This window comes from Xanthomonas sp. NCPPB 3200 (assembly GCF_056393585.1).
In genome coordinates this window covers 2,446,387-2,472,508 of sequence record NZ_CM150785.1, presented here as the reverse complement: position 1 = coordinate 2,472,508, position 26,122 = coordinate 2,446,387, and the positions used below count along the sequence as shown (strand labels likewise).

20 protein-coding genes are annotated in these 26,122 nt (G+C 62.1%); 6 read left to right on the top strand and 14 right to left on the bottom strand.

Features of this window, described 5'->3' with window-relative positions:
* The 7 genes from AC06DU_RS10740 to AC06DU_RS10710 all read right to left on the bottom strand — a co-directional run bounded on the left by AC06DU_RS10740 (nt 1) and on the right by AC06DU_RS10710 (nt 8,129).
* Complete coding sequence (locus AC06DU_RS10740) at nt 1-2,337, bottom strand: heavy metal translocating P-type ATPase (protein ID WP_071118344.1); 2,337 nt, start codon at nt 2,335-2,337, stop codon at nt 1-3.
* Between the two features lie 130 nt (nt 2,338-2,467).
* Complete coding sequence (locus AC06DU_RS10735) at nt 2,468-3,010, bottom strand: DUF411 domain-containing protein (RefSeq protein ID WP_080948167.1); 543 nt, start codon at nt 3,008-3,010, stop codon at nt 2,468-2,470.
* Nucleotides 3,011-3,080: 70 nt separating this feature from the next.
* Nucleotides 3,081-3,923: a c-type cytochrome gene (locus tag AC06DU_RS10730; protein ID WP_229014274.1), complete on the bottom strand. Its 843-nt coding sequence runs from the start codon at nt 3,921-3,923 to the stop codon at nt 3,081-3,083.
* Nucleotides 3,924-3,935: 12 nt separating this feature from the next.
* On the bottom strand, nt 3,936-5,204 hold the full coding sequence (locus tag AC06DU_RS10725) for a copper-binding protein CopB (RefSeq protein WP_046932584.1): 1,269 nt from the start codon (nt 5,202-5,204) through the stop codon (nt 3,936-3,938).
* The gene (locus AC06DU_RS10720) at nt 5,201-7,069 is read right to left on the bottom strand and encodes a laccase-like oxidase CopA (RefSeq protein ID WP_046932582.1); all 1,869 of its coding nucleotides are present in this window, start codon (nt 7,067-7,069) and stop codon (nt 5,201-5,203) included. Before AC06DU_RS10720 ends, AC06DU_RS10725 begins: the two co-directional genes overlap by 4 nt.
* 113 nt (nt 7,070-7,182) lie before the next feature.
* Nucleotides 7,183-7,602 (bottom strand): transcriptional regulator CopL, encoded by a 420-nt coding sequence (gene copL, locus AC06DU_RS10715; protein ID WP_046932580.1) that lies wholly within the window; start codon nt 7,600-7,602, stop codon nt 7,183-7,185.
* 176 nt (nt 7,603-7,778) lie between these two features.
* Entirely contained in the window at nt 7,779-8,129 is a 351-nt protein-coding gene (locus AC06DU_RS10710) for a helix-turn-helix domain-containing protein (RefSeq protein ID WP_046936731.1), read from the bottom strand.
* 120 nt (nt 8,130-8,249) lie between these two features.
* Here AC06DU_RS10710 and AC06DU_RS10705 point away from each other — a divergent pair, with 120 nt between their 5' ends.
* The gene (locus AC06DU_RS10705) at nt 8,250-9,008 is read left to right on the top strand and encodes a hypothetical protein (RefSeq protein WP_223866275.1); all 759 of its coding nucleotides are present in this window, start codon (nt 8,250-8,252) and stop codon (nt 9,006-9,008) included.
* 20 nt (nt 9,009-9,028) lie between these two features.
* On the opposite strand, the gene AC06DU_RS10700 is transcribed toward AC06DU_RS10705, so the two are convergent.
* Nucleotides 9,029-10,081 (bottom strand): DNA-binding protein, encoded by a 1,053-nt coding sequence (locus AC06DU_RS10700; protein WP_046932571.1) that lies wholly within the window; start codon nt 10,079-10,081, stop codon nt 9,029-9,031.
* A gap of 262 nt (nt 10,082-10,343) precedes the next feature.
* Between AC06DU_RS10700 and AC06DU_RS10695 the strand changes: the two genes are divergently transcribed.
* Both AC06DU_RS10695 and AC06DU_RS10690 read left to right on the top strand, forming a co-directional pair.
* Entirely contained in the window at nt 10,344-11,921 is a 1,578-nt protein-coding gene (locus AC06DU_RS10695) for an ATP-dependent nuclease (protein WP_046932181.1), read from the top strand.
* On the top strand, nt 11,899-12,987 hold the full coding sequence (locus AC06DU_RS10690) for a UvrD-helicase domain-containing protein (protein WP_046933399.1): 1,089 nt from the start codon (nt 11,899-11,901) through the stop codon (nt 12,985-12,987). The genes AC06DU_RS10695 and AC06DU_RS10690 overlap by 23 nt, the downstream gene beginning before the upstream one ends.
* A 281-nt stretch (nt 12,988-13,268) precedes the next feature.
* On the opposite strand, the gene AC06DU_RS10685 is transcribed toward AC06DU_RS10690, so the two are convergent.
* From AC06DU_RS10685 to AC06DU_RS10660, 6 genes are all read right to left on the bottom strand, one after another.
* A complete protein-coding gene (locus tag AC06DU_RS10685) occupies nt 13,269-13,544 on the bottom strand; it encodes a hypothetical protein (protein ID WP_046935218.1) in 276 nt (91 codons plus the stop codon).
* 9 nt (nt 13,545-13,553) lie between these two features.
* Entirely contained in the window at nt 13,554-16,742 is a 3,189-nt protein-coding gene (locus AC06DU_RS10680) for an efflux RND transporter permease subunit (protein WP_071118342.1), read from the bottom strand.
* 8 nt (nt 16,743-16,750) lie between these two features.
* Nucleotides 16,751-17,701: an efflux RND transporter periplasmic adaptor subunit gene (locus AC06DU_RS10675; protein WP_080955612.1), complete on the bottom strand. Its 951-nt coding sequence runs from the start codon at nt 17,699-17,701 to the stop codon at nt 16,751-16,753.
* Nucleotides 17,698-18,975, bottom strand: a complete 1,278-nt coding sequence (locus AC06DU_RS10670; RefSeq protein ID WP_046935220.1) for a TolC family protein — start codon at nt 18,973-18,975, stop codon at nt 17,698-17,700. The genes AC06DU_RS10675 and AC06DU_RS10670 overlap by 4 nt, the downstream gene beginning before the upstream one ends.
* A gap of 412 nt (nt 18,976-19,387) precedes the next feature.
* Nucleotides 19,388-20,005, bottom strand: coding sequence for a cation diffusion facilitator family transporter (locus tag AC06DU_RS10665; protein WP_046935221.1), 618 nt, complete (start codon nt 20,003-20,005; stop codon nt 19,388-19,390).
* The gene (locus AC06DU_RS10660; RefSeq protein WP_127170488.1) at nt 20,002-21,186 is read right to left on the bottom strand and encodes a DUF3703 domain-containing protein; all 1,185 of its coding nucleotides are present in this window, start codon (nt 21,184-21,186) and stop codon (nt 20,002-20,004) included. Before AC06DU_RS10660 ends, AC06DU_RS10665 begins: the two co-directional genes overlap by 4 nt.
* A gap of 99 nt (nt 21,187-21,285) precedes the next feature.
* On the opposite strand from AC06DU_RS10660, the gene AC06DU_RS10655 reads away from it, so the two are divergent.
* The 3 genes from AC06DU_RS10655 to AC06DU_RS10645 are packed head-to-tail and all read left to right on the top strand — an operon-like array spanning nt 21,286 to nt 26,015.
* Nucleotides 21,286-21,708: a MerR family transcriptional regulator gene (locus AC06DU_RS10655; protein ID WP_478204337.1), complete on the top strand. Its 423-nt coding sequence runs from the start codon at nt 21,286-21,288 to the stop codon at nt 21,706-21,708.
* Complete coding sequence (locus AC06DU_RS10650; RefSeq protein WP_046932193.1) at nt 21,705-22,973, top strand: site-specific integrase; 1,269 nt, start codon at nt 21,705-21,707, stop codon at nt 22,971-22,973. The genes AC06DU_RS10655 and AC06DU_RS10650 overlap by 4 nt, the downstream gene beginning before the upstream one ends.
* A gap of 24 nt (nt 22,974-22,997) precedes the next feature.
* Nucleotides 22,998-26,015 carry a Tn3 family transposase gene (locus tag AC06DU_RS10645; protein ID WP_046933271.1) on the top strand — a complete coding sequence of 1,006 codons (3,018 nt, stop codon included), beginning with the start codon at nt 22,998-23,000 and terminating at the stop codon, nt 26,013-26,015.
* Nucleotides 26,016-26,122: the final 107 nt, after the last annotated feature.

Here is a 26,122-nt window from a genome sequence, read left to right as displayed (position 1 = left end):
TCAGTGACAGGAATGGCCGCGCGCAGGCTCATCGGCGCGGTCAGGGTGGGAGTTGGCAACAACGGTGGAGCCAGACAAACGCAAGGCATTGGTGACCACGGAAACCGAGCTCAGGCTCATGGCCAGGGCCGCCATCATCGGACTGAGCAAAAGACCGAAGCTGGGGTACAGCAGGCCGGCGGCGATAGGCACGCCGATGGCGTTGTAGACGAAGGCGAAGCCCAGGTTCTGCTTCATGTTGGCCACTGTCGAAGACGAGATGGCACGGGCTTGCACGATGCGCCTCAAATCACCCTTGACCAGGGTGAGCTGGGCGCTTGACATGGCCACATCCGTGCCCGTCCCCATCGCGATGCCCACATCGGCTGCCGCCAGGGCTGGCGCATCGTTGATGCCATCGCCGGCCATGGCCACACGACGTCCTTGGGCTTTGAGTTGCTGGACCAGTTCGGCCTTGTCCTGAGGTTTGACGCCGCCACGCACATCGTCGATGCCCAGCGTGCGCCCCACGGCCTCGGCCGTGGCCTGTGCGTCACCGGAGGCCATCACCACGTGCAGCCCATCGGCACGTAGCAGGTTCAAGGCAGGCAAGGTCGTGGCTTTGATGGGATCAGCCACCGCAATGGCGCCGGCCAACCGCCTATTGACTGCCAGGAACATCACGCTGGCGCCTTCTTTACGAAGACGCTCGGCGCTGCTCTGCAAAGGCGCTATGTCGGCGCCAACCGACGCCATCAGGCTTTGGTTGCCGAGCACGACATCCTGATCGGCCACGCGCCCGCGGACGCCTTGGCCGGTGAGCGAATCAAAATCCTGGGCGGCCACCAGGTCCAAGCCACGTCGTTGGGCTTCAGCCACGATGGCCTCGGCCAGGGGGTGCTCACTGCCCTGCTCCAGGCTGCCGGCCAAACGAAGGATCTGATCGGCGTCGAAACCGGCGTAGGAGAGCGTGTCGCGAAAGGCTGGACGTCCCTCGGTCAACGTACCGGTCTTATCCACGATCAAGGTGTCGATCAGACGTAGCTGTTCGATCGCCTGAGCGTCGCGGAACAGGACTCCGACCTGCGCGGCGCGGCCGGTGGCGACCATGATCGACATGGGGGTAGCCAAACCCAGGGCACACGGGCACGCAATGATCAGAACCGATACGGCATTGAGGACGGCAAAGGTCCATGACGGTTCGGGCCCAAACAGGCCCCATCCGAAGAACGTGAGCACCGCCGTGGCCAGCACGGCCAGGACGAACCAGTACGCCACCTTGTCCGCCATACGCTGCATCGGCGCGCGAGAGCGCTGAGCTTGGGCCACCAACTGCACAATCTGCGCCAATACCGTCCCGGATCCGACTTTGTCCGCCCGGATGACCAAGGCGCCCGTCCCGTTGAGCGTGGCGCCTATGACGTGGTCACCGACAGTTTTCTCCACCGGAATGGGTTCACCGGTCAGCATCGACTCATCGACACTGGTGCGACCTTCGATGACTTCCCCATCGACCGGCACCTTCTCGCCCGGTCGTACGCGAAGCAGATCACCCACATGCACGTGATCCAGCGCAACGTCCTCTTCGCCCCCATCGGGTTTGACGCGGCGAGCCGTCTTGGGCGCCAACCCCAGCAGGGACTTGATGGCTGCCGAGGTTTTGGAGCGCGCCCGCAGTTCCAGCAGCTGGCCGAGCAGCGTGAGCGAGACGATGACCGCCGCTGCTTCGAAGTAGACCCCCACCCGTCCATGCTCGCGGAAAGAGTCCGGAAACAGGCCCGGCGCCACGGTGGCCACCACGCTGTAGCCAAAAGCGGCGGCCACGCCGATGCCGATCAGAGTCCACATGTTGGGGCTGCGATTGCCGATGGACTGTAGGCAGCGCACAAAGAAGGGCCACCCCGCCCAGAGCACCACCGGGGCGCTCAGCACGAGCTCAATCCAGGTGCGCGCCTGCGTGGACAAGCCGGGCAGACGATGTCCCAGCATGGCCAGGACCAGGACGATCAACGTCAAAGGCAACGTCCACCAGAAGCGTCGGGTGAAATCACGTAACTCCGGATTGTCGTCCTCCTCCAGCGAGGGCATCTCCGGCTCCAGCGCCATGCCGCAGATCGGACAGGTGCCGGGACCTGGCTGACGAATCTGCGGATGCATCGGACAGGTATAGACCGTGGCATGGGTATCGCTGGGTGGAGCCACCGCTGCTGGGGCGGTCATTTCAACTTGCTGGGGAGTACCGTCCGTATAACGGTCGGGATTTGCTATGAACCGCTCTCGGCATTTGGCTGAGCAGAAGTGATACTTCGTTCCGCCATGCAGAGCGTGGTACGGCGTTCTAGCCGCGGAGACCTGCATACCGCATACCGGATCACGCACCGAGTCTGGACCATCGCTGGCACCCTGCGGCATCGCGGCGCCGGCTTCATCGTGGGAATGAGGGGACATGGATCACTCTGGGCTGGAAGAAGGGATCGCGAGCAAATTGTCAGCTGCGTTGACCGTGCAGGACGTAAGGCTGCGTGGTGCCATCAGGCAGTACAAATTCCACCGTATAGGGTTGAACACGTCCGTCGGGCATCTCCATGCCAGGAGAACCGGCAGGCATCCCCGGTAGCACTAATCCACGGCCTACCGGGCGCTCACGCAGCAGGCGCAGGATGTCCTGCACCGGCACATGACCTTCGACGATGTAGCCATCGACCTCGGCGGTATGGCACGAGCCGCGTCCATAGGGAACGCCCAAGCGCGCCTTGATCGGGTTGAGGTCTTCGCTGTTGTGCACCTCAACCGTAAAACCTGCTTTCTCCAGATGCTCCACCCACAGTTGGCAGCAACCGCAGGTCGCACTCTTATGTACTTTGACCAACGGCAACGGACGCTGCGGTTGAGCGACCTGCTGTGCAGCCGCCGATGTCGGAGATTGGGCGGCCGACGCCGCCTCTGAACTGACAGCCGATTCCGGGCGCGCGCATGCGGTCAGCGACAATGCCGTGGTCAGCAGAAAGAGACAGCTGCGTGAAGTGTTCATCATGCTTCCTTAAGAGATGCCCGAGCGCCGAGGCGCTCGGGCGTGGAGCCGGGGCAGCTCCATGAAGGGATCAATGCTGGTGATCGTGGCCGTCATCGGCCTTGGGAGCTGGCTCGACTGGTTTGGCTGGCATGGAGCCGTGCTGATCGTGCTCGCCCTCGGATTTGGCCTGCGCCGGTTGCTTGGCCGGCTCGGCCGCATGCACGTGCGTCTTGCCGTCGGCATGCACATGCGTGGTGCCTTCCTTAGGCTTGCTCATGTCCATGCCCATTCCACCTGCTTCATGACCCTGGCCATGGTCATCACCCATCTCTTCGCCATCACCGCTGCCATGGTGATCCGCACCCGCTTCCTCGCCATGCGAGTGCCCGCCGGTCTCACCGCCACCGTGCGAGTGGCCATCACTGCTGGCCACCAACGCCTGGTAGCCGGCCTTGTCCAGCGTGGGCAGCTTCTGCAAGAAGGCCGACATGTTCCAGATGAACTCATCGTCCATGCTGCCGCCCCACGCGGGCATGCCGCTGGCTTTGATGCCGTGCTTGATCACCCAGAACGCCTCAGCTGGACCCACCGGGTGCTTGCTTAGGTTCGGTGGCGCGGGGTACAGGCCCTTGCTCATCTCGGTGGCCGCCGCATCTGGCGAAAGATGACAGGTCACACACATAGCGTTGTAGTTGCCCGCACCCTGGCGGATACGCTCAGGATCATCCAGGTTCGTGGGTACCTGAAGCTTGGCGGCGCGCACCTCAATGGAACGCTCACGCGCCGTTTCAAGTAACGCATACACCGGGCGACTATGCGGATCATCAGCGGCCACGTTGTACACGCCCAGAGAGACCGTGGCGGTTGCGACCACCGCAACCAATGCCACGCCGGCGCCGAGCCATACCCACATCTTCTTGTTGGATTTCATTGTCAGTTCCCCTTAGAACCAGGTACGAAGGCCGACGACCAAGCGCGTGTCTTCAAAGGACTCGCCATGCTCGCGTCGCATGTCTGCGGTATTGCCAAACGCACGCTCGTACACCACGCCGATGTAGGGAGCGAACTTTCGGGTGAACTCATAACGAAGTCGCAGGCCCGCCTCAGCGGTACTCAGACCCGAACCTATTCCGCGCAGTGGATCGTTCTTGCCATACGCCGTGACCTCCACCAGCGGCTGTAGGATCAGCCGATTGGTCAGCAGCAGTTCGTACTCAGCCTCGACATTGGCGGCAGTCTGGCCGCCTTCGCCGAGATAGGCTGTGGCGGACACTTCGAACTTCATCGGTGCCAAGCCCTGTACGCCGATAGCGGCGAAGTTCTGCGAAGCCCCCGGCTTGAAGTCATGGCGCACACCGGCCACCACATCCCACCACGTGGAGATACTGCGGCCGTAGAGCACTTCCAGATCAGCCGATTCTGTCTGACCATCTGTGCGTTCGCCTTCACTGCGCAACCAGACGCGATTGAGGTCCGTACCGATCCAGCCCTGACCCTCCCAACCCAGCCCGGTTCCAGGATCGGCATCCCAGGCTTCCAGGCGATTGAGCAGTACATAGCTCTTGATCGAATTGTCATGCACCGGATGCGCGTGTGCGGGCGCGATGGCCGCCTGACGATCAGCCTCGGTCACCGCCGGAATCGGGGTGCGCGGCTGCGTTGGCGCTGCAGACCCGTGTCCCATCTGACTGTGGTCCATGCCTTCCATTGATTGCATACCCGCTTCTGGCGTAGCGGGTGCGGGCGAACCATGCCCCATCTGCGAATGGTCCATCCCCTGCATCGCAGGTGTGGTCATGGAGGTGTCGGCTGCAGCGGGCTGTGCCATCTGACTGTGATCCATGCCCTGCATCGACTGCGTCTGCGCTTTGGGCGCTACAGGCGTACTTGGAGGCGAGCCGTGCCCCATCTTGGAATGGTCCATCCCTTGCATCGCAGGCTCGGCTGCTTTAGCCGGTGGCGCGGGATGACCCATCGCCGCATGATCGATGGTCGCTTCGCTGGTCTTGGCCGGTGTTGCAGGCTTTTGGGTGGGCGCAGGTTTTGATGTCGGCGCCTGATGTGCAGAGTGATCCTGCGTCTGGGTCTGCGCGCTCTGCCCCATCGGCATGGAGCCGTGCTGCATGGATTGGGCGCTGGCCGCACTGGCCAGGGCCAGCGAGATAGCCAGCGTCAGCGCAGTCAGGGTGGTATCGCGTCTATTGATGTTCATTCGTCGACCCTCACCGTGCGCATCATTCCGGCTTCCATGTGATAAAGCAGGTGGCAATGGAACGCCCAGCTGCCCAACGCATCGGCACGCACGCGATACGTACGTCGGCTACCCGGCGGCATGTCCACCGTGTGCTTGCGCACCATGAAGTTGCCGTTATCGTCTTCCACATCGCTCCACATGCCATGCAAATGGATCGGATGGGTCATCATCGTGTCGTTGACCAACACGATGCGCATGCGCTCGCCGTAGTTCAGCCGCAGCGGCTCGACATCGGAAAACTTCTGACCATTGAAACCCCAGGAGAATTTCTCCATGTGTCCGGTCAGATGCAGCTCGATCTCGCGACCGGGGTCGCGTCCGTCAGGGTCTTCAAAGGTGCTCTTGAGCATGGAATACGTCAGTACATGACGGCCGTTATCGCGCAGGCCATTGCCCGGATCGTCCAAGCGCGAAGTCACGCTCATGGCTTGGTTGTCCAACAGGGGATTGTTGGTCTCGCTGGCAGGGTGTGATTGCATGCCCCCGTGCTGCATGCCGGCCATGGCACCATCGCCGGCGGCGGGCATCGCGTGGCCTGCATGGGCCGAGGTCTCGTTACCGCTGGCAGGTGGGGCCATGCCGGGCATACCCATGGCCGCACCACAGCCGCCTTCCATGCCCTTGCTGCCGCCAGACATATCCATCGATCCATGATCCATGCCCATGTCTGCCATCGTCAGCAGCGGCCGGGGATCCACAGGCGGAACAGGCGCGCGTAGTCCTTCGCGCACGGCGAGCGTGCCGCTGACGTAGCCGGTGCGACCGGAGTCCTGGGCAAAGATGGTGAATGCGTCCTGCCCGGAGGGCTCCACGATCACATCGAAGGTTTCAGCTACTGCAATGCGGAACTCGTCGACGGAAACCGGATGGACGTACAAGCCATCTGCCGCCACCACGGTCATCTTCAACCCCGGAATGCGCACATCGAAGTACGTCATGGCAGAGCCATTGATGAAACGCAGACGCACCTTTTCGCCACTGCGGAACAAACCTGTCCAGTTGCCCAGAGAGGTCGTGCCGTTCATCAGGTAGGTGTAGGTGTTGGCGTTGACGTCGGACAGATCCGTGGGCGTCATCCGCATCACGCCCCACATCTTGCGATCCTCCAACGTGGCCGACAGACCGTTGCGCTTCACATCGCGTGCAAAATCGCCGACCGTGCGCTTGTAGTAATTGTCATGGCCCGGCATCTTCTTCAAACGATCGAACAGGGCCGCCGGGTCCAGGTCTGTCCAATCGCTCAGCATCACGACGTAGTCGCGATCGAAGCTAAAAGGCTCTGGCTCCAGTGGATCGATCACGATCGGTCCATAAAGCCCTGCTTGTTCCTGGAAACCTGAGTGGCTGTGGTACCAGTAGGTGCCGCCCTGATGCAGGGTGAACCGGTAGTGGTAGGTCTCACCACGTCCGATGCCGTCAAAGCTCAGTCCCGGCACGCCGTCCATGTTGGCCGGCAGAATGATGCCGTGCCAATGGATGGAAGTGTCCGTGCCATGGAGGGAATTGGCCGGCAATGCATTGGAGACACGCAGGTTGACCGTGGTGCCTTCCCGCCATCGCAGCAACGGCGCCGGAACGGATCCGTTGACCGTGATCGCGGTGCGGGTCTTGCCGGTGAAGTTCATCGGCGTCTCGCCGATGGTCAGGTCGAACTCGGTGCCCGACAGTACGTTGGCTTGTCCCGGGCCCTTGAGCGCCCAACTGGCCTTGGGCCAGAACCCTAATCCTGCGACTGCGCCTCCCAAGGCCAAGCCCTGGACAAATCGCCGCCTCGAAGGCAGCAGCGGTCCACCGTGTGGACCACGAAAATCATCATGCGACATGAAAATGCTCCAAGCGTCGTGTTGCCACCGGCAGGCGGTGGTACAGAGCGGGTGGCTGGCCTAAACAGGCACGCAAACCACACCAACGGCGCCATTGCGGCGCCTAGGGACGCTTAGCCGATCGGTGGTCGGATCAGATGAGGCAAGGCGGGTGCCGGATGCCCCAACGGCAGCGGCATGACATCCAGGCCCAAGGCCAGTTGTACGGCAATATGCAGGCGCGCAGGCAATGCGCTCGCGCACGCGTGCACGCAGGCGCACCGGCACGCAGACGACTTGCAACAGTCGGGACCGGCATGATCGCCGTGCCCAGTGCCAGCCATTTCAATCGATGTGGCATCGGGATGATGCTCAGCACTGTGATGGGCGACGCAGTCCTCGTCGACTTGCACAGCGGCAGCCACTTCACTGGCCTGCTCTTCCATCACCGGATTCATACTGACCGACGCAAACGCCGACCACGCCCCGTTAAGCACGAGCATGGCGATCAGGAGCAGTCGCAGTAGAAGTGAGGAGGCTGACACGGGCGACATGGTAAATCACTTTAGACAAGGCGCGCGTGTATCGGTCGTGAACAAAATCTCAGGCAGGCCTGAGATGCCGCGCCCCGTTAGTCGCGCTCGCCGCGCCTACTGATGTTCCATCCGGGAGCGCTCCCAAGGACCGGGTTGAAGCGAAGTGCTGCCCATAAAGCGAGCGACCGCACGGCCTACTTCTCGGATGTGCTCTCGATCAGCTTCACCAGTTCGCGCTTCTGTTGCTTGCTGAGCGAGCCCCAGCGCAGGAGCAACTTGGCCAGCAGATCATCATCGGTGTACAGGAACGCGGCGGGGATCCCCAAGGCTTGAGCCAACCGCTCAGCGGTCTCCAGCTTCGGCTCGTGCTTGCCACGCTCGTACTGGTTGATTCGGGGGCTGGCCACGTGAGGATCCAGACCGGCCCGGATGCCCAACTCCTTCTGCGACAAGCCCGTGTGCAGGCGGGCTTGTTTGAGGCGTCGAGCGAAGGTCGGTGTTGAGTCGACGGACAAAGTCACGCGCGCACCCCATGGAGACCCCATAAGGATGGCGGATGTACCCTGCCTTGCATACTAAGATATTCTTAGCTTTGAGGCAACCGGCGACCCCGGTAGCGCTGCCATCGCCAGGAGCCACGCCGCTCCCTCACCCCCGGAACCCGCATGCCCGGAACCTCGTCAATGACGCCATCTGGGGTCGCCAGCATCGAGGAGTTGGGGCTTCGTGGCACCCTTTTCCTGGCCGCGCTGCTGACCGCGCAGCTACGACGCATACCGGTGGCGCCCACACGCCGCTCCACCTTGCTGGTGCTGGACGCCTTGCGAGACTTGGCCCTGATCCAAGTTCCCTGGCCAGCGGATCGATGGCAGATCCGACCCGATGCCGAGGTCACGCCCATCGAAGATCTGCAATGGGCTTTCGCCTGGTCTACCCATGAGCGCAGGCACCTGCTCCCGGTGCTGGAAGACCAACTCGGCGATATGGCACGCGATGTAGAACTGGCGGATGCGAAACTGGAGCTGTGGGATGAACTTGCACTCTGGGAGACCGAGCAGTTTCTAGAGCAGCAATTGCTCAAACATCACTTCGATCCAGGTTGGGCACGTGATGTGGGGTTCGTATTTCAATCCGGACCGCGGGGTCTGCCGATCGCGCAGTGGCGTTACTGTTGCTGGGCGGCGGTACGCCAAGGCGCGTCGGTGGCAATGCGTCTTGGCGTGCACGACAGCGCCCATGTGCGCGAGGCCATCTTTCAGGAGGTCAAGAAGCGCTTGCGCTACCTGATGACCAGTTCGCCCCAGCAAGGCATGTTCAAGCCCTACCATCTGGCGCCGGAGTCCTCAGTAGCAAAGCTGTTCGTAGACTGGGTGGTTCCTATGGAATGGGCGTACTGGACGGGGGAGCGCAACGCCGGCTGCTAGCAGGCAAACGAGTAGCCTCGCTAGTCCGCCCCCCCATCCTGCCTACTGCTTCGCCGGGGTTTCTTCACCGTGTTTTGTGCCGGCGTCAGTTGATTCAGCAGGGGCTCCAGCGCTTCAAGACGCGCGTTGGCACGCAACGCATCGGCTTCAGCGCTCTGGCGGCGCTCACGCTCCCGCGCAAGGGTGTCTTGGACTTGAGCTAGCTCGCTGCGCATGGCATCCAAGGCCTTGGCGTCAGTCTTCCAGCGCTCCTGCAGTGCCAAATGGTCCGTCGCGGTCTGGCGCAACGCCACGATCTCGCTGTGTTGGCCTTCGTGGACCTGTCGTAACTGGGCAAGCTCACGCTCAATCCGCCCGTGGCGCTCCAGCCATTGGCCATTGTCGCGGTTAAGCACCAACAGCTCCTGATTCTTCGCGCCCAAGGCTTCATTGGCCTGACGTAAGGCTACTTGCAGCTCTTGGATCTGATGCTCGTGACGGCGAAGCTCTTGCTCGCGCTGCTCTTTGGTTGAAGTGCGGTAGTGCTCGAGCGCTTCCCGGGCGTGGGCATGCTTGTCCTCCAGAGAGCGCGTATGCGCCTCGTGATCAGCCAGCCGCACCGTCATGCCGGCGATGCGCTCATTCAACTGGGCGATTTCCGCGACCTTTTCGCCCAGATTCTGCTGAATTAGGGCGTGAGCGGCTTGCTCTTGCGTCAAGCTGGTCTCAGTGCGCTGCAGCTGACTGCCCAGGGCAGCGGCTTCCTGTTGGGCGGTGGAAAGCGCTTGTTGCTGACGCTGGAGTTCGGCCCCATGGCGTTCTCGCTCCCTGGTGAGGATCGTCTCCGCTTCTTCTTGAAGTCGCGTAGCCAGGCGTGCGACCAAGTCTTGCAGGGCCTCACTCACGGCCACCGAACGTGCCGGACCGCCACCCTCCTCCTCTTCCAGTTCACGCAAGTAGCGATGGATCGTGGTCTTGGAGCCCGTGTTGCCCAGAGCCACCCGAACCGCGTCCACGGAAGGCTTCTTGCCCTGGGCCAGCAGCGCGTCACGCGCTTTCTGGACATTCCCCTTATAAAGTCCTGCGCGCGCCATGGTACCGCCCTCTAACTATTTCGTAATGTATTACATACCATGTAATTACATACTATTGAAGCGGACAGATGACCGTTCGTCGGCTGAATATTTAATACGGGATAATGTTGAATTATCCCGCGTGATCGGCCGCCAGCCGCCTCCGGGGTGTCTCACCCGTACGAAATCCGGCCCACTGGCCCGGTTTAGTATGAACGCCATGCCGGCGTGTCCGGATGGCTCCGGGCGCCGTGCTCGCGCTGCAGTCGTACAGGGATGAACCATGCCGATCGAACGAGTCGTCATCGAGAACTTCAAGGCGTTTGGCCACCTGGATTTGCCGCTCAACCCCCACATGAACCTGATCGTGGGCAACAACGAGGTCGGCAAGTCCACGCTATTGGAAGCTATTCATGCTGTCGTGACCGGCCAATTGCACGGACGAGGCATCGCCTACGAAATCACCCCCTACCTGTTCCACCAACCGGCTGTCGACGAGTATCTGGCACGTCTGCGGGATGGACAGCCTGGTTCGCCTCCGCGGATCGTGATCGAGGCTTACCTCGGACGGGATGCCACCCTGGCTTCATTGCGGGGTACCAACAACTCCCTCGGCGCTGACATGGCCGGCATTCGGCTGCTGATCGAACTCAACGAAGACTATCGCCCCGAGTTCGATGCCTATTTGCGCGAGCACCAGGGGGGCAGCTTGCCGGTGGAGTACTACACCGTCCGCTGGTATTCCTTCGCCAACAATGGCGTCACCGCCCGCAGCATCCCATTCGACTCCACGATAATCGATACCACCAGTGCCAAGACCTTTTCAGGCACGGATCGCTACATCGGCAGCATCATCGACCAGGTGCTTTCTCCGGCTCAGCGCGTGGCCTTGTCGCTGAGTTATCGCCGCATGCGGCAGAGCTTTTCCCAGGAAACGGACGTGGCGGCCATCAACACGTTCCTGGCCGAAAATGCGGGCGATGTCAGCAATAAGACGCTGACCGTGGGTGTGGACACCTCGGCGCGGTCGACGTGGGAGGCCAGTCTGTCTCCCTACCTGGACGATCTTCCTTTCACCCACGCCGGCAAAGGCGAACAGAGTGCGGTCAAAATGAAACTGGCCATGCGCGCGGCCGGTGCTGCGCACGTGCTGCTGGTAGAAGAGCCCGAGAATCATCTGTCCTTCTCCAGTATGACCCAACTGATCGACAAGATCGCAGCTCTGTCCACCGCCCAGCAAGTCATCATTGCAACGCATAGCAGCTTCGTGTTGAACAAGCTCGGCGTGGACAACGTGATCCTCTTCAGTGCACGCGGACACATAAAACTGGACCAACTGCCGACCGATACGCACGACTACTTCATGAAGCTGCCGGGTCATGACACCCTGCGGTTGATCCTGGCCAAGCAGGCGATCCTTGTCGAGGGCCCCTCGGACGAGTTGATCGTCCAGCGAGCCTTCAAGGATCACCACGGCGTGTCGCCGTTGGCCCGTGGCGTGGACGTGATCTCGGTCAACTCCCTGGCCTTCAAGCGATTTCTGCAGATCGCCCAACGCCTGGATATCCCAACCGCTGTCGTTACCGACAACGACGGCGACGTAGCCCTGCTGCAGGAACGCTACGCTGATTTCCTGAACTACATCTACTATGACTCCGATGAGGACGCACCCTCGCTGGAGCAACAATTGATCAAGGCAAATACGCTGGCGCAATTGAATCTGGTGTTGGATAAAACGTTCGCCGATGAGGCGGCGCTGTTGAAGTTCATGAAGGGCAACAAGACCGATACAGCGTTGGCCATCTTCAATAGTCCCCACTCGATCGTGTTTCCGGACTATGTCCAGCGTGCCATCGCCTAATCAGGTACTGCTCTCGGCGGCCGGTTCGGGCAAGACGACGATGTTGGTGCGCCAGTCCCTGGCGCGCCCGCAACGCCGGATCGCCATCCTGACCTACACGCTTGAGAACCTGGAAGAGATCAGGCGCGCGTTTGAACGGCAGGCTGGCGCCGTGCCGGCGCACGTGTCGCTCTACAGTTGGTACAGCTTTCTGCTGCGCGAGTGCATTCGGCCCTATCAGGCGGCGCTGTGTGCCCAGCCCCGCGTGGAGTCCATCCTCTTCGTTGAGGGCAGGACCAACAATCGTGCTCCCCGTAGTCAGGTGGCTCGTCACTATCTGGCCGGCGATCGAATATATTCCGATCGCGCCGCTGACTTTGCCGTGCGCTGCGATGAGCTTACCCAAGGCCGTGTCATCGAGCGTTTGGCGGCCATGTACGACGAGCTCTACATCGATGAGGTCCAGGACTTGGCCGGCTACGACCTGGACCTGGTCGAGCGCCTGCTCTCCAGCGGCATCGAGATCACGCTGGTGGGTGATACCCGCCAGGCGACCTACGCCACCAACCATTCTCCGCGTCACCAGCAATACCGTGGTGTGGCCATGATGGGGCTTTTCCAAGCCTGGCAGGCGCGGAACTTGTGTCAGATCCAGCATCGGGTGATCAGCCACCGCTGTGCGCAGTCGCTGTGTGATCTGGCCGATGCGCTGTATCCGCAGATGCCGCGCACCGAGTCAGGAAATAGCGAGCTGACCGGGCATGAGGGCATTTATGTGGTGGCACCCACTCTGGTGCAAAAATATGTACTGCAGTTCGCGCCCACCGTCCTGCGTTACGACCGGCGGGAAGCCTGCGATGGCTATCCTGCGGTCAACTTTGGACAAGCCAAGGGACGGACATACTCCCGCGTGCTGATCTATCCCAATGGCCCCCTGGCCCAGTTCCTGCGCACCGCTGACGCCTCCCGTATCACCTCACCGGCGAAGTACTACGTGGCGTTCACGCGGGCCCGGCAAAGCGTGGCCTTTGTCCTGGCAGGCGCCTGCGCCTGGCCAGGGCACCAAGTCTATGAGTCCCGAGACTAGTCGGGTGCTGCTCCCACGCTGCCGGCGCGCCCGGTGGGCTGCACAAGGCGTTGGTGTTCGGCCTGGCCTTTGGCCTGCTGGCGCTCTCTGGCGCACTGCTATGGCGAGCACGCGCTCCTCCGTGCCCAGCCGACCCCAGGCTGGCCGCCACCTGCACGCGATTGCGACGGATCAGCGTTTGGGTTGTGGGGCGTAGCAGCGCTCAGCACGACCTTGGGAACGGTGTTTGCCTTCGGTTGGATTGGTTGAGGGTTCGGAGGGCGGCAATGCCGCCCTCCGCTTTACCTCTTTTCGATAGGCCCACGGGTCGGTTGCGCCGGTGCCGGCCCGGGATCGTTGAATGTCAGGTGTAGTTCTGTTACGCCGAACTGAGTGGCGAGAATCTGGCCCACGACGGCCTGCACTGTGGCCAGGTCCACCGCCGATGAGGCCACTGTCACCGTGGCCTGAATGCCCAGCCCGGATGCGGCAGGCATCCACCGCAGATCGTCGACCGCCTTCACCCCGGGATCGGCGAACATCGCCGCACGCACAATTTCCAGGTCAGGCTTGGGCATGATGCTGCCTCATGCGAGCGCCGTGGTCGGGAGAACGGGCCGGTCGCGCTCTCGGTGTAACCACCGGTACAGCACGGGCAATACAAACAGGGTCAAGGCGGTCGAGGACAAGATGCCACCGATCACCACGGTCGCCAGGGGCCGCTGGACTTCCGAACCCGCACCGACATTGAGAGCCATCGGCAAGAAGCCCAAAGAAGCCACCAGCGCGGTCATCAGCACCGGACGCAGCCTGCCGAGCGCACCATCGCGCACGGCCTCATCCAGCGGATCGCCTTGTTCGCGCAGGCGTCGGATGAAGGCAATCATGACCAAGCCGTTCAACACCGCCACGCCCGATAGGGCGATGAAGCCCACGCCGGCGGAGATGGACAACGGAATTCCGCGCAGCGCCAGCGCGATGACGCCGCCGGTCAGCGCCAGCGGTACCCCGCTGAACACGATCGCAGCGTCCTTTGCCGACCCAAAGGCCATGAACAGCAGAGCAAATATGAGAGCCAAGGTGACCGGAACGACTACGGAAAGGCGCTGGCTGGCGGAGATCAATTGCTCGAACGTGCCTCCATAGGCCACCCAGTAGCCTTCCGGCATCTTCACTTCCTCGCCGATTTTGGTGCGCAAATCTCCCACGAAACTTCCCAGATCGCGTTCGCGCACATTGGCCGTGATGACCACGCGTCGCTTGCCGTTCTCGCGGTTCACCTGGTTCGGTCCACGCTCGACTTGGATGGTAGCGACCTCACGTAACGGCACGGTCCGAGGGCTACCGCCACGCCATGTCGCCTCACGGCTGGACTCATCGGGACTATTGTCCTCGGGCAACGGAATCGGCAGGTCTGCCAGCACCGCCGGATCTGAGCGCAATGTTTCGGGTAGCCGGACCACGAGAGCGAAGCGACGATCGCCTTCAATGAACTGGCCCGCTACCTGACCACCGATAGCGGTGGCCACCGTCTCCTGCACATCTCCTGGATTCGATCCATACCGTGCCAGCGCTACCGGGTCTGGGGTTACCGTGAGCAACGGCAGTCCGCTCACTTGCTCAGACTTCACGTCCTCAGCACCAGGCACTTCACGCATTGCCCGCTCGATGCGGCCAGCAAGTCGTGCGAGCTGATCCAGATCATCGCCATAGACCTTGATCGCCACGTCCGAGCGGACGCCGGAGATCAGTTCGTTCGTGCGCATCTGGATGGGCTGGGTGAACTCATAGTTGCTACCGGGGATTTTCTTGGCGGCTTGCTCCAGTTCTTCGATCAACTCTGCCTTGGGCTTGCGGGGATCTGGCCACTGATCCCGCGGCTTGAGCATGAGGAACGTGTCGGCCATCGAGGGGGGCATCGGATCGGTGGCTACCTCGGCGGTACCGATCTTGGAGAAAATGTTGGCCACCTCGGGAAACTGCGCCAATCGCTTCTCCAATGTTTCCTGCATCGCCACCGATTGCTCCAGACTCGTGCCTGGAATCCGCATCGGCTGCAGCGTGATGTCGCCCTCATCCAGGCTGGGCACGAACTCCGATCCCAGCCGCGTGGCCAGGATGCCGCACGCGACCACCAGTACCGTGGCGCCGCCCAGTACGGCCAATCGACGGCGTAGCGCCCAATCCAGCAGCGGCGTGTAGCGAGCTCGTGACCAGCGCATCAGTCGGTTATCGTGCTCGGCCACGCGTCCACGCAGGAAGGTTGCAATGGCCGCTGGCACGAACGTCAGCGACAGCATCATCGCGCCGGTCAGCGCCAGGACGACGGTAATGGCCATGGGGTGGAACATCTTCCCCTCGACGCCGGAGAGGGCAAAGATCGGCAGATAGACGGCCGCGATAATGCCCAGGCCGAACAGGCTCGGTCGAATGACTTCCGCCGTTGCCGAAGCCGTCAGGTCATATCGCTCTTGATCGTTGAGTTGCCTGCCCAGCGCATTCTGCGCCTCGCCGAAACGACGCAGGCAGTTCTCGATGATGATGACCGCACCATCCACGATAAGCCCGAAGTCCAACGCGCCCAGGCTCATCAGATTGCCCGATACGTTGCCTCGCACCATGCCGATGATGGTGAACAGCATGGCCAGCGGGATCACAGCTGCGGTGATCAACGACGCCCGGACATTGCCCAGTAACAGGAACAACACCACCACCACCAGAAGCGCGCCTTCGATCAGGTTCTTGGCAACGGTCCCTATGGTGCGATCTACCAACGCCGTGCGGTCATACACCGCCTTGGCGTGCACACCTTCGGGCAGACTGGCGTTGGCAGCCTCCAGCTTGGCCACAGCGGCCCGAGAAACGTCGCGACTGTTGGCGCCAAACAGCATAAAGGCCGTACCGACGACCACCTCATGCCCGTTCTGCGTGGCCGCGCCGGTGCGCAGCTCCTTGCCTTCGCCAACGGTGGCGACATCGCGCACGCGGATTGGGACGCCATCACGACGATCCAGCACGATGCTGCCGACCGCGTCCACATCCCGTAGCTGGCCCGGTACGCGCACCAGGAACTGCTGCCCGTTGCGCTCGATGTAGCCGGCTCCCACGTTCTGGTTGTTGCGCATCACCGCGCCAACAACGTCTTGGAGCGTGAATCCCAGGGCTACCAGTTGCGCTGGATCGGGAGTGATGTGGATCTGCCGTTCAAAGCCACCGATGGTGTTGACCTCGGTCACCCCAGGCGTGGTGCGCAGTTGCGGGCGGATCACCCAATCCTGCAGCGTCCGCAGGTCCGTGGCCGTGTACGGGGAGCCATCGGGCTTGCGGGCATCGGGCTCGGCTTCCACCGTGTACATGAAGATCTCACCTAGACCGGTAGAGATCGGCCCCATCTCAGGATCTAGCCCCTCAGGAAGCTGAGACGTGATTTGCTGCAGGCGCTCGGCGACCTGCTGGCGCGCGAAGTACAGGTCCGTCCCATCCTTGAAGACGACCGTCACCTGCGATAACCCATAGCGAGACAACGAGCGGCTGTAGTCCAACTGGGGCAAGCCGGCCATCGCCGTTTCAATGGGGAATGTCACCCGTTGCTCGGCTTCCAGCGGCGAGTAACCTGGCGCCTGGGTGTTGATCTGGACCTGGACGTTGGTGATGTCGGGCGTGGCGTCAATGGACAGCTGACGATAGCTCCACACGCCGAGCGCAATAAGCGCTGCGGTCAGTACCAGCATCAGCCAGCGATGGCGAATGGAAAAATGGATGAGGCGTTCGAGCATGGCGGGCCTCACTCTTCTTCTTCGACGGTGGACTTCTCGATGTCGGCCTTGACCAGGAAGCTCTGGGCCACCACCACCTGCTCACCGGCCTTCAGGCCTTCTAAGACTTCCACCCGTTCGGCGTCGCGTCGGCCTAGCTTCACCGAGCGCGTGTGATAGACCTCGCCCTGTTGCACGTACACCACGTCCCGATCTTCGGCGGTCTGCAGCGCGGTCACGGGGACTACCAGATCCGCTTCTGCGCGATCAACGGTAATGCGTGCTTTAACGGCGGAACCTGGCCGCCAGCGTCCATCGGCATTGCGCAAGCTCGCGCGTGCGATCGTGCTTTGGCTGGCCGTGGCGGTGCCGGGCAGCACGCGTTCCAAGGTCGTCTGCTCGGAAACGCTATCACTCAATCGGCTCACGGTCACCGGCACACCAGCTTCGATGTGCCCGGCGTCCCGTCCGAAGATATGCAGATCTACCCACAAGGTGGACAGATCTGCGATCTCGAACAAGGGCGCGCCTTCGGCGGCAGACGTGCCGACCGAGGCGGTCCGCGCCATCACCACGCCGCTTATGGGGGCGGTAACGGAATAGGTCGTCAGGCTCAAGTTGCTCTCCACCGTCGCGAGCACCTGTCCTGCCTTGACCTGGTCGCCCACGCCTACGCGAACGGCACGCACAGGACCGGGGAAACGTGCAGTCACCAGGGCGATGCGACCTTCGACCGGCGTAAGCAGCCCTTGGACTTCCTGCTCATCGGCGATCTGGCCAGGACCCACGCGGGCGGCGCGGATGCCGGCGGACTGTGCCGTTTGGGCCTCGATCGTGGTCTGTTGGGGCAGTTCTTCGTGCTCGCCTTGTTCTTCGGCCTCATGGCCTTCTTCGGCCTCGCCACGGGCATTGGGTGCCGGGCCACTACAAGCCGTCAGGGCCAATGTCAGGGCCAGCGCGATCCAGGGGAAACGGCTCATGGGGTCAACTCTCCGGAGGTGGCGGCAGCGGCAGAGGCAACCATGGCCTGGCCGGTGAGCCGTTGGATTTCGATGAGGGCACGTTGCGCATCGAGCGCGACGTCCAGTTGTTGCTGCAGAGCTGCGGTCCTTTCGGACTGCAGCTGCGCCCATTCCAGATAGCTGATGGCCCCAGCGCGATATGCACGCTCGGCCGCTTGCTCAGCCTTGGTCAGCTTGGGCAGCACATCGTCTTGAAGACGGGCCACTTCGTCACGGGCGACGGTGTAACGGCCGTGGGCTTCGACCAGGGTGGAATACAACGCCATTCCCTGCGCCTCACGTTCGATCGAAAGCACTTCCAACTCCGCCTCAGCGGCACGAATCTCTGGTTGCGCCCGGCTTCGAGCACCCAAAGGCAGCGAGATGCCCCCCACGAGCGCGGTGTCGCTTGTGTCCTGCATCCGACGCACGCCGACTTGCCAAGCCAGATCCGACGTGCCTGCTGTGCGAGCCAGATTCAAACGTGCTTCGGCAATGCGCCGCTCGTCGACAAACTGGGCCAGCTCGGGAGAACGCTGCAGTTCTGAGGAAAGGGTTTCCAGAGAACCGATCGCCGGTAGTGCGAGCGGGTTGCCAGCGACCGGCGCCGACACGGGTTCACGCTCCCCCCAGAGGGCGGCCAGATGCTGGCGTGCAGCGCTGGCTTGCTGGGAGGCCCTTGCTTGGGCCAGCTCGGCTCTTGCCAAGGCAGCCTGTGCAGTCAACAGCACCGACTCGGGTGAGGCGCCGGCCTGCACACGTTGACGAGCAGCGGCCACGGTACGCTGGCGCTGTTGGATATCGACTTGGGCAATCTTGGCGGCCTTGTCCGCTGCAACCAATGCCAGATAGCGCCGCGCCGTTTCAGCCAACAGATCCAGCCGACGAGCTTCCCGCTGAACAGCCTGCGCATCGATGCGGCTCTGCGCCAGGGCCCTGCGCGCATCCAGTTTCCCGCCTCGCTCCAGCACCGAGCTCAGACTCACGGTGAACTCGGCGCTGTCCAAGCCTCTCGCATCTCCGGTACCCAGGGCATTCTCCACCTCGGCACCCAATGTCCAAGGCGGGCGCTGATTGGCGCCCTCGTGCTCGGCCGCCAGTACCGCGGTACGTGCCTGCACCAGGCGCAGGTCTGGATGGGCTTGGGCAACGCGGTCGAATGCGTCGTCCAATGTCATGGGGTCGACCGCCCAGGCAGGTATCCCTGCACCCAGCAGCAACCAAGCGGCCAGCGCCGCACGTCGCACTTGCATAGCAACACTCCAGAAGTTCAGACCAATGGTTAAGGACTGGCCTACGCCAGCGCTTGGCCCGCAATAGGCGGTCGGAACGGATCGACCAATGGCCCTGTGGGCACCGTCTCCACCGCGTGTGGCTCTACGGCCTGCTGCTGCGGAGCAGGAGGTGGCGCCCAAGTCATCGCCGGAGCGGCGACTGCGTGCGCGCAGCAATGCGCGAGTTGATGTAACTGATGGAGCGATTTGCCCAAGGCGCTCTCATCAGCGGCCGCGTGGGACGTCATCAGCACTGCGTGAGCGCCGGACCACGTATGGGCTGCCTCGTGCATTTCGCCCACCGCCGTAAGCACCGGGTGCCATATGGCACCCAGTGCCAGGCTCAGCGCCAGCAGCCAGCGGAACGCGGGCAGAGCTCGCACACGCATCTTCACGCGGTCGGCTTGCCCACTTGCGTGCTGGCCCGACGTGCGTCACGCAGGATCTCGATGGCTTCCCTTATCACGTACAAACCGATAAGGGTGCCAATCACATAGTCGGGATAGGGATTGGCCAGCCACCACACCAGTACGCCCGCAAGAATGACGCCGATGTTGGCCACCACGTCGGCTCGGGTAAACAGCCACGTTGCTCGCAGATGGACCTCCCCGGACTTCAGCGGCGAGAGCATGCGCAACACGATGACGTTGACTACAAGCGATAGCAGCGCGGTGCCGATCATCCATCCGCTGAGTGGTTCGGCGCCCTGTAGTACCCGTCGTCCGACCTCCACCAGCACGCCAATACCCAGCACCAGCAGAATGCTGCCACTGAGCCAAGCGGCATTGGCCTTGAAGCGGGCCGTGCGTCCGATGGCCACCAATCCAATGGCGTACGCGGTGGCATCAGACAGCATATCCAGCGCGTCAGCCAGCAGACCTGTGGAATGGGCAATCCAGCCGGCGATGCCACCAATGACGGCCATGGCCGCGTTGAGGACCAAGGCAATCCACAGTACACGTCGCTCCTGGGCGTTCTTGGCCTCGTGATGGCAGCCACAGTCACTCATCGGGTGTTCTCCATGTAATTACGCAGTTCTGAAGGAATCGGCATCGTGCGCAAGGCGTTTACCCGAGCGCCACCGGTATTGCCTTTAGGCATCCACACCCATGTCAGGGTCGCAGCGGCCATCAGGCGCAGCAGTTGTCCAGCCATTTCGCGCATGTCGTGGGCTTGCCACGCCCATCTTGCGAACGCCCAATGACTACGCACGTGCAAGCGCGTGCGGTGCTGCGAGAGCACGTGGGCCAATTCGTACCGTTTGTAGGCCGTCGTGAGATCGCCTTGTTGTAGCGCTTGATCGCCTTGCCAAAGATATTGCGCAAAGGCCGTATCCCGTTGATCTGGAGCCTCGTTAAACGGCCAGCACATCTGCGCCCAATAGCTGGCAGGCATCGTTTCCTCGCGCAACCCGACCTCGCCGGCGCGCAGCGTTTCAGGGCGATCAAGGAAGGTGCCGCACAGACGATCCCAGATCATGAAGAACTCGCCGAAGTTGACCTGGGCATCTTCATAGTCACGCTTGTGATGCCACCGATGTACTTCGGCCACGCCTAGCCAGCGACGTAGCGGGCCAACGCGGTAGTCCAAGTTGGCGTGTTGGAAAGCCAGTTGAACACTCATCAGTGTCAGCCACGCACTGATCACCAGCGGCGGCGCACCCAAGGCGACAGTCAACCCCAAGCCCGGGCCGGCCATCAGCAGTGCACTCAACGGGTGACGACGTTCTCCATTGAGCCAATACAAGCGCTCAGCGCTGTGGTGGATAGCGTGCAGTTTCCATGCCCATCGCACCCGATGACTGAAGCGGTGCATGGCATACAGGCCCAAGTCGATCACCAGCCCCGCCAGCAGCATCTGCCCGATCAGGGGCCACTGGGTCGGCCATAGGCTGCCGGCGGGCAGCAGGCCGCGAAAGGCATGCAATCCATAGGCGGTGCCGGCCAGCAGGCCAAAGTTGACGGCGCCATGCATCAAGTCGGCTTTGAGGTCGCCTTGGCTATGGCGCCAAGACGGCTCGTAGGGCTGCAGCCACTCCAGCAGCGCCACCATGGCAATGCCCGCGGTCGCCAGGATCGCCAAGGTTGGCCAAGCCGGCAGGCCATCGGCCAATACTGCGGCCGTGCCGGCCAGAACCGCGCCCATCAGGGCGGGATACGCGGCATACCGGATCAGGCGTGAGCGCAACATGGAGAGCTCCGGACACGGGTAGAGGCGCGCGGGCGGGAGGCTGGCGGCTGGACAGGGGGCAAGGTAAAGTCCGTAGCTACTACAGAGTCAAGTCGCCACATGAAGATCAGTCAGGCCGCCGAGGCCAGTGGGTGCCATCTGGAAACCATCCGCTATTACGAGCGGATCGGCCTGTTACCCCAACCTGGTCGCACCGGCAGCGGGTATCGCGTTTACGAGCCTGCCGATATCGAGCGTTTGCGCTTCATTACCCGCGGCCGGGATCTGGGTTTCAGTCTGGAAGAGATCCGCAGCCTGCTGCAGTTGTCCGGGGACGACCAGATGTCCTGCATGGACGTAGATCGGCTGGCACGCAGTCATTTGGCTGATATCCAGGCCCGGATGGAGGATCTGCGCAGGATGGCCCGGGAACTGGAGCGGGTGATCGCCAGTTGCCATGGCGGACAACGTGCCGAGTGCACGAACCTCTCTACGCTGCGACAACCGGCCGGTTGCGCGTCGGCGGAGTGCTGCCAGGCGTGAGCGATGTGGACCGCTACCTCGAAGCGGCCACGCGTCAGAACACGCAGCGCAGCTATGCCTCGGCGCTGCGCCACTTCGAGGTCGAATGGGGTGGCCATCTGCCGGCGACGCCCGATAGCGTGGCCCGCTATCTGGCCGAGCAGGCCCCCAAGGCAGCAATCAACACGCTGAAGCAACGACTGGCAGCACTGGCGCATTGGCACGCCGAGCACGGGTTCGTCGATCCCACGCGTACGCCGCTGGTACGCAAGGTCCTCAAGGGCATTCAGACGCTACACCCCCGAATCGAAAAGCAGGCCACGCCGTTGCAGCTGGCCCAGCTGACCCAAGTAGTCGGGTGGCTGGACCAAGCCACGCTGGCGGCCCAGGAGCGCGCCGACCACGCGTATGCCTTGCGTGCCATGCGCGACAAGGCGCTGGTGTTACTGGGCTTTTGGCGAGGATTCCGCGGCGATGAGTTGATCCGGCTGCAGATTGAGTACTTGGAACTGGTACCCGAGCAGGGAATGATCTGCTTCCTGCCGCGCAGCAAGGGCGACAGACAGTCGGCAGGCAATACGTACAAGGTGCCCGCTCTGTCGCGCTTGTGCGCGGTCAGTGCCACGCAGGCCTGGGTGCAGGCAGCCGCGCTAACTCAAGGCCCGCTGTTCCGGCGTGTCGATCAATGGGGCAACGTCGGCAGCCAAGGGTTGCATCCGAACAGCCTGATCCCCTTGCTGCGCGACCTGTTTCAGTCCGCAGGTCTGGAGGCCGTGGGAGGCTACAGCAGCCATTCCCTTCGCCGGGGCTTTGCGGGCTGGGCCAATGACAACGGCTGGGACGTGAAAGCCCTGATGGAGTACGTCGGATGGCGAGACGTGCACTCGGCCATGCGTTACATCCAGGGCCGCGATCCGTTCGCCCGCCAACGCGTTGAAGCCGGCCTCCAGGCCGCGCCGCCCCCCGCGCTCGCCTCGGCGGCGCTGCCAGCGCCGGCCGCGACCGTGAGCCTGACGCTGCGCCTGCTAGTGAGCCCGTTTACGCCCCGAGGCAGGGGCGCTGGCCGCGCTCGGGCACGCATTGAGGCGATGTGCCTATCCCCGTTTCAAGCCCATCGGCTTGATGCCGAGGGAAGCGAGTACCGACTCACGATGCCGGTGGTCGACGCCGCGGACATGGACGAGAGGATGGCCATGCTGCTGGATGAGATGCATCGCGTTGCCGATAACCACCACTGCTTTCTGGAAGCCTCCGTGCGCGCCGAGGACGGGCGTCACTGGGATTGACCTCAACCCTGACCAGGGCACTGCATGGCGACGCTGCACGAGACCGCGTATCCGCGCCTGAAACCTGATCCCACGGCCAAGGAACTGGACGAGATTTACACGCCCAGCGGCGGCGAAGTGCGCCTCGCACGTAGCATGGCGACCCAGCCAACCACTCAGTTGGCTGTGCTCATTCACCTGAAGATGTTCCAGCGGCTGGGCTACTTCGTGATCCTAGCCGATGTCCCAGAACGGATTCGGCAACATATTGCCCAGGCAGCCGGGCTGCGCCGGGCGCTATCCATCCGAGACTTGAATCGCTACGACGTCTCCGGCGCTAAACGCGCCCATATGGCGCGCCTGCGAAAGTTCCTGCGCGTTCGTCCGCTGGATGTCAGCGGGAGGGAATGGCTGGCAACGGTGGCCCAGGCCGCCGCTCAAACCAAGCATGTCATCGCCGACATCATCAACGTGCTGCTGGAGGAGCTGGTTCACCATCGCTTTGAGCTGCCGGGCTTCAGTACGCTGGAGAAGATTGCGGTTCAGGCCCGCGAGCAGGTGCATGAGCAGTATTACCGCAGCATCAATGAGGCCTTGACCGCGCCAGCCAAGAGCTTGATCAAGGAACTGTTGGCCGCACCGGCCAATGCCACATATACCGGCTGGAATGCGCTAAAGCGCGAGCCCAAACGGCCCACCAATAAGGAAGTGCGCTTTTATCTGCAACATATCCAACGCCTGCAACATCTGGCCCAGCAGTTGCCGGCCGTGGATATTCCGGTTCCGAAGCTGAAGCAGTTCCGAGCCATGGCGCGTGCGCTCGATGCCAGCGAACTGGCCGAACTCAAGCCGGCCAAGCGCTATGCCTTGGCGACGATCTTCATTCGGTCCCAGTACGCCAAGACATTGGACGATGCGGCCGACCTGTACATCCGGCTGATGCAGAACCTGGAGAACACGGCCCAGCAAAGACTGTTGGCCTACCAAGTAGAGCACGGCAAGCGTGCTGATACGCTTATCGCGCAGCTCAAGGAGATCCTGCAGGCTTATCAGATCGACGGAACGGACACACAGCGTGTGGATGCCATCGGACTGAGTCTGGTGGCGGACATTTCCACACTGCTGGCCGAATGCGATGAACATATGGCGTACGCAGGCCGCAACTACCTGCCATTCCTGATCCAGCCTTACAGCGTTGTCCGCCCGTTGCTGTTCAACTGCCTGGAGATCATGCAACTGCGCTCCACCAGCCAGGACGCGGGCATGGAACGCATGATCGCTGCTCTGCTGTCGCTCCGCGGTCAGCGGCGGGACATGATTGAGGCCAGCTCGATCGGTCTGGATGTTGAAAAGGATCTGGGCTGGTTGTCAGTCAACTGGCGCAGGCACGTCTTCGGCCGCAAAGCGGACTCGCTGGGGCCGGGCTGGGTGCATCGCAAGTACTTTGAGCTAGCTGTGCTGGCCCAGATCAAAGACGAACTCAAATCCGGTGATCTGTTCATTCCCCACGGGGAGCGCTACGACGATTACCGAGAGCAACTGGTGGATGAGGCCACATTCGCCCAGGAACTGGAGGCCTACGGTGAGGTATCTGGTCTGGCCACCGAGGCCAGCGAGTTCGTGCGCCATTTGCAGCAAGAGCTGAGCTCACTGGCCGACACGGTGGATGCACGTTTTCCGGAGAACGTCCACGCCGATGTGGTGGATGGGCGCCTGGTGCTCCGGAAGCTGCAACGGCCTGAGATCTCCAGCGCCATTGCCACGGTCGATGCTCTTATCACCGAGAGGCTGCCGGCGATGAGTATCGTAGACGTGCTGATCGATGCGGCTCAATGGCTCAAGCTGCACCGTCATTTCCGGCCGATTGCGGGCACCAATGCGCGCGTGGACGATCTCATGCGCCGGGTGATCACTACGCTGTTCTGCTACGGGTGCAACCTGGGCCCGACCCAGACTGCGCGCTCAATCAAGGGCTTCAGTCGGCGCCAGATTTCCTGGCTTAACCTCAAGTACGTCACTGAAGACACGTTGGACAAGGCGATCGTGCAGGTGATCAATACGTTCAACAAGTTCGATCTGCCTGGCTACTGGGGCTCGGGCAAGAGTGCGTCGGCCGATGGCACCAAGTGGAGCATGTACGAGCAGAACCTGCTCTCGGAGTACCACATCCGCTACGGTGGTTATGGCGGCATCGGCTACTACCACGTCTCTGACAAGTACGTGGCGCTGTTCAGTCACTTCATTCCGTGCGGTGTGCACGAAGCGATCTACATTCTGGACGGATTGCTGGCCAACACGTCTGATATCCAGCCTGAAATCGTGCATGGGGATACCCAGGCCCAGAGTTATCCGGTCTTTGGTTTGTCCTACCTGTTGGGCATTCAGTTGATGCCACGTATTCGCAACATCAAGGATCTGACCTTCTTCCGCGCGGAGGCGGGTCGCCCGTACAAGAACATCCAGGCGCTGTTCGGCGACAGCATCGACTGGGGCCTGATCGAAACGCATCTGCACGACATGCTGCGGGTCACGGTGTCGATCAAGTTGGGCAAGATCACCGCTTCGACGATCCTTCGCCGGCTGGGAACCTACAGCCGGAAGAACAAGTTGTACTTCGCCTTCCGGGAGCTTGGGAAGGTCATTCGCACGCTGTTCTTGCTGCGCTACATCGATGACGTGGACATGCGTCGGACTATCCAGGCGGCCACCAACAAAAGCGAAGAGTTCAATGGCTTCGTCAAATGGGTTTTCTTCGGCGGAGAAGGGATCATTGCCGAGAACGTGCTTCATGAGCAGCGAAAGGTCGTGAAGTACAACCAGCTCGTGGCCAATATGATCATCCTGCACAACGTAGACCAGATGACACGCACGTTGGCCAGCCTGCAGGAGGAGGGGATGGAGTTGAATCCCGAGGTTCTGGGCGGCTTGTCGCCGTATCGGACCAGCCACATCAATCGGTTCGGAGACTACACGCTCGACCTGGAACGTAAGGTCGCGCCTCTCCAATTCACCGAGATCGTTTTGGAGCCCCACTGGACGCAGATCGCCGAGCCGAGAGGGTAGCGGACTCTGTCTATTCAGTTTCGACGCGAAGTGCTAATAGGCCACTTCGTGGCCTCAGCGGCGTATGAAGAAGAAAAGCACGCAACATCAAAAACTTAAAGCGGATT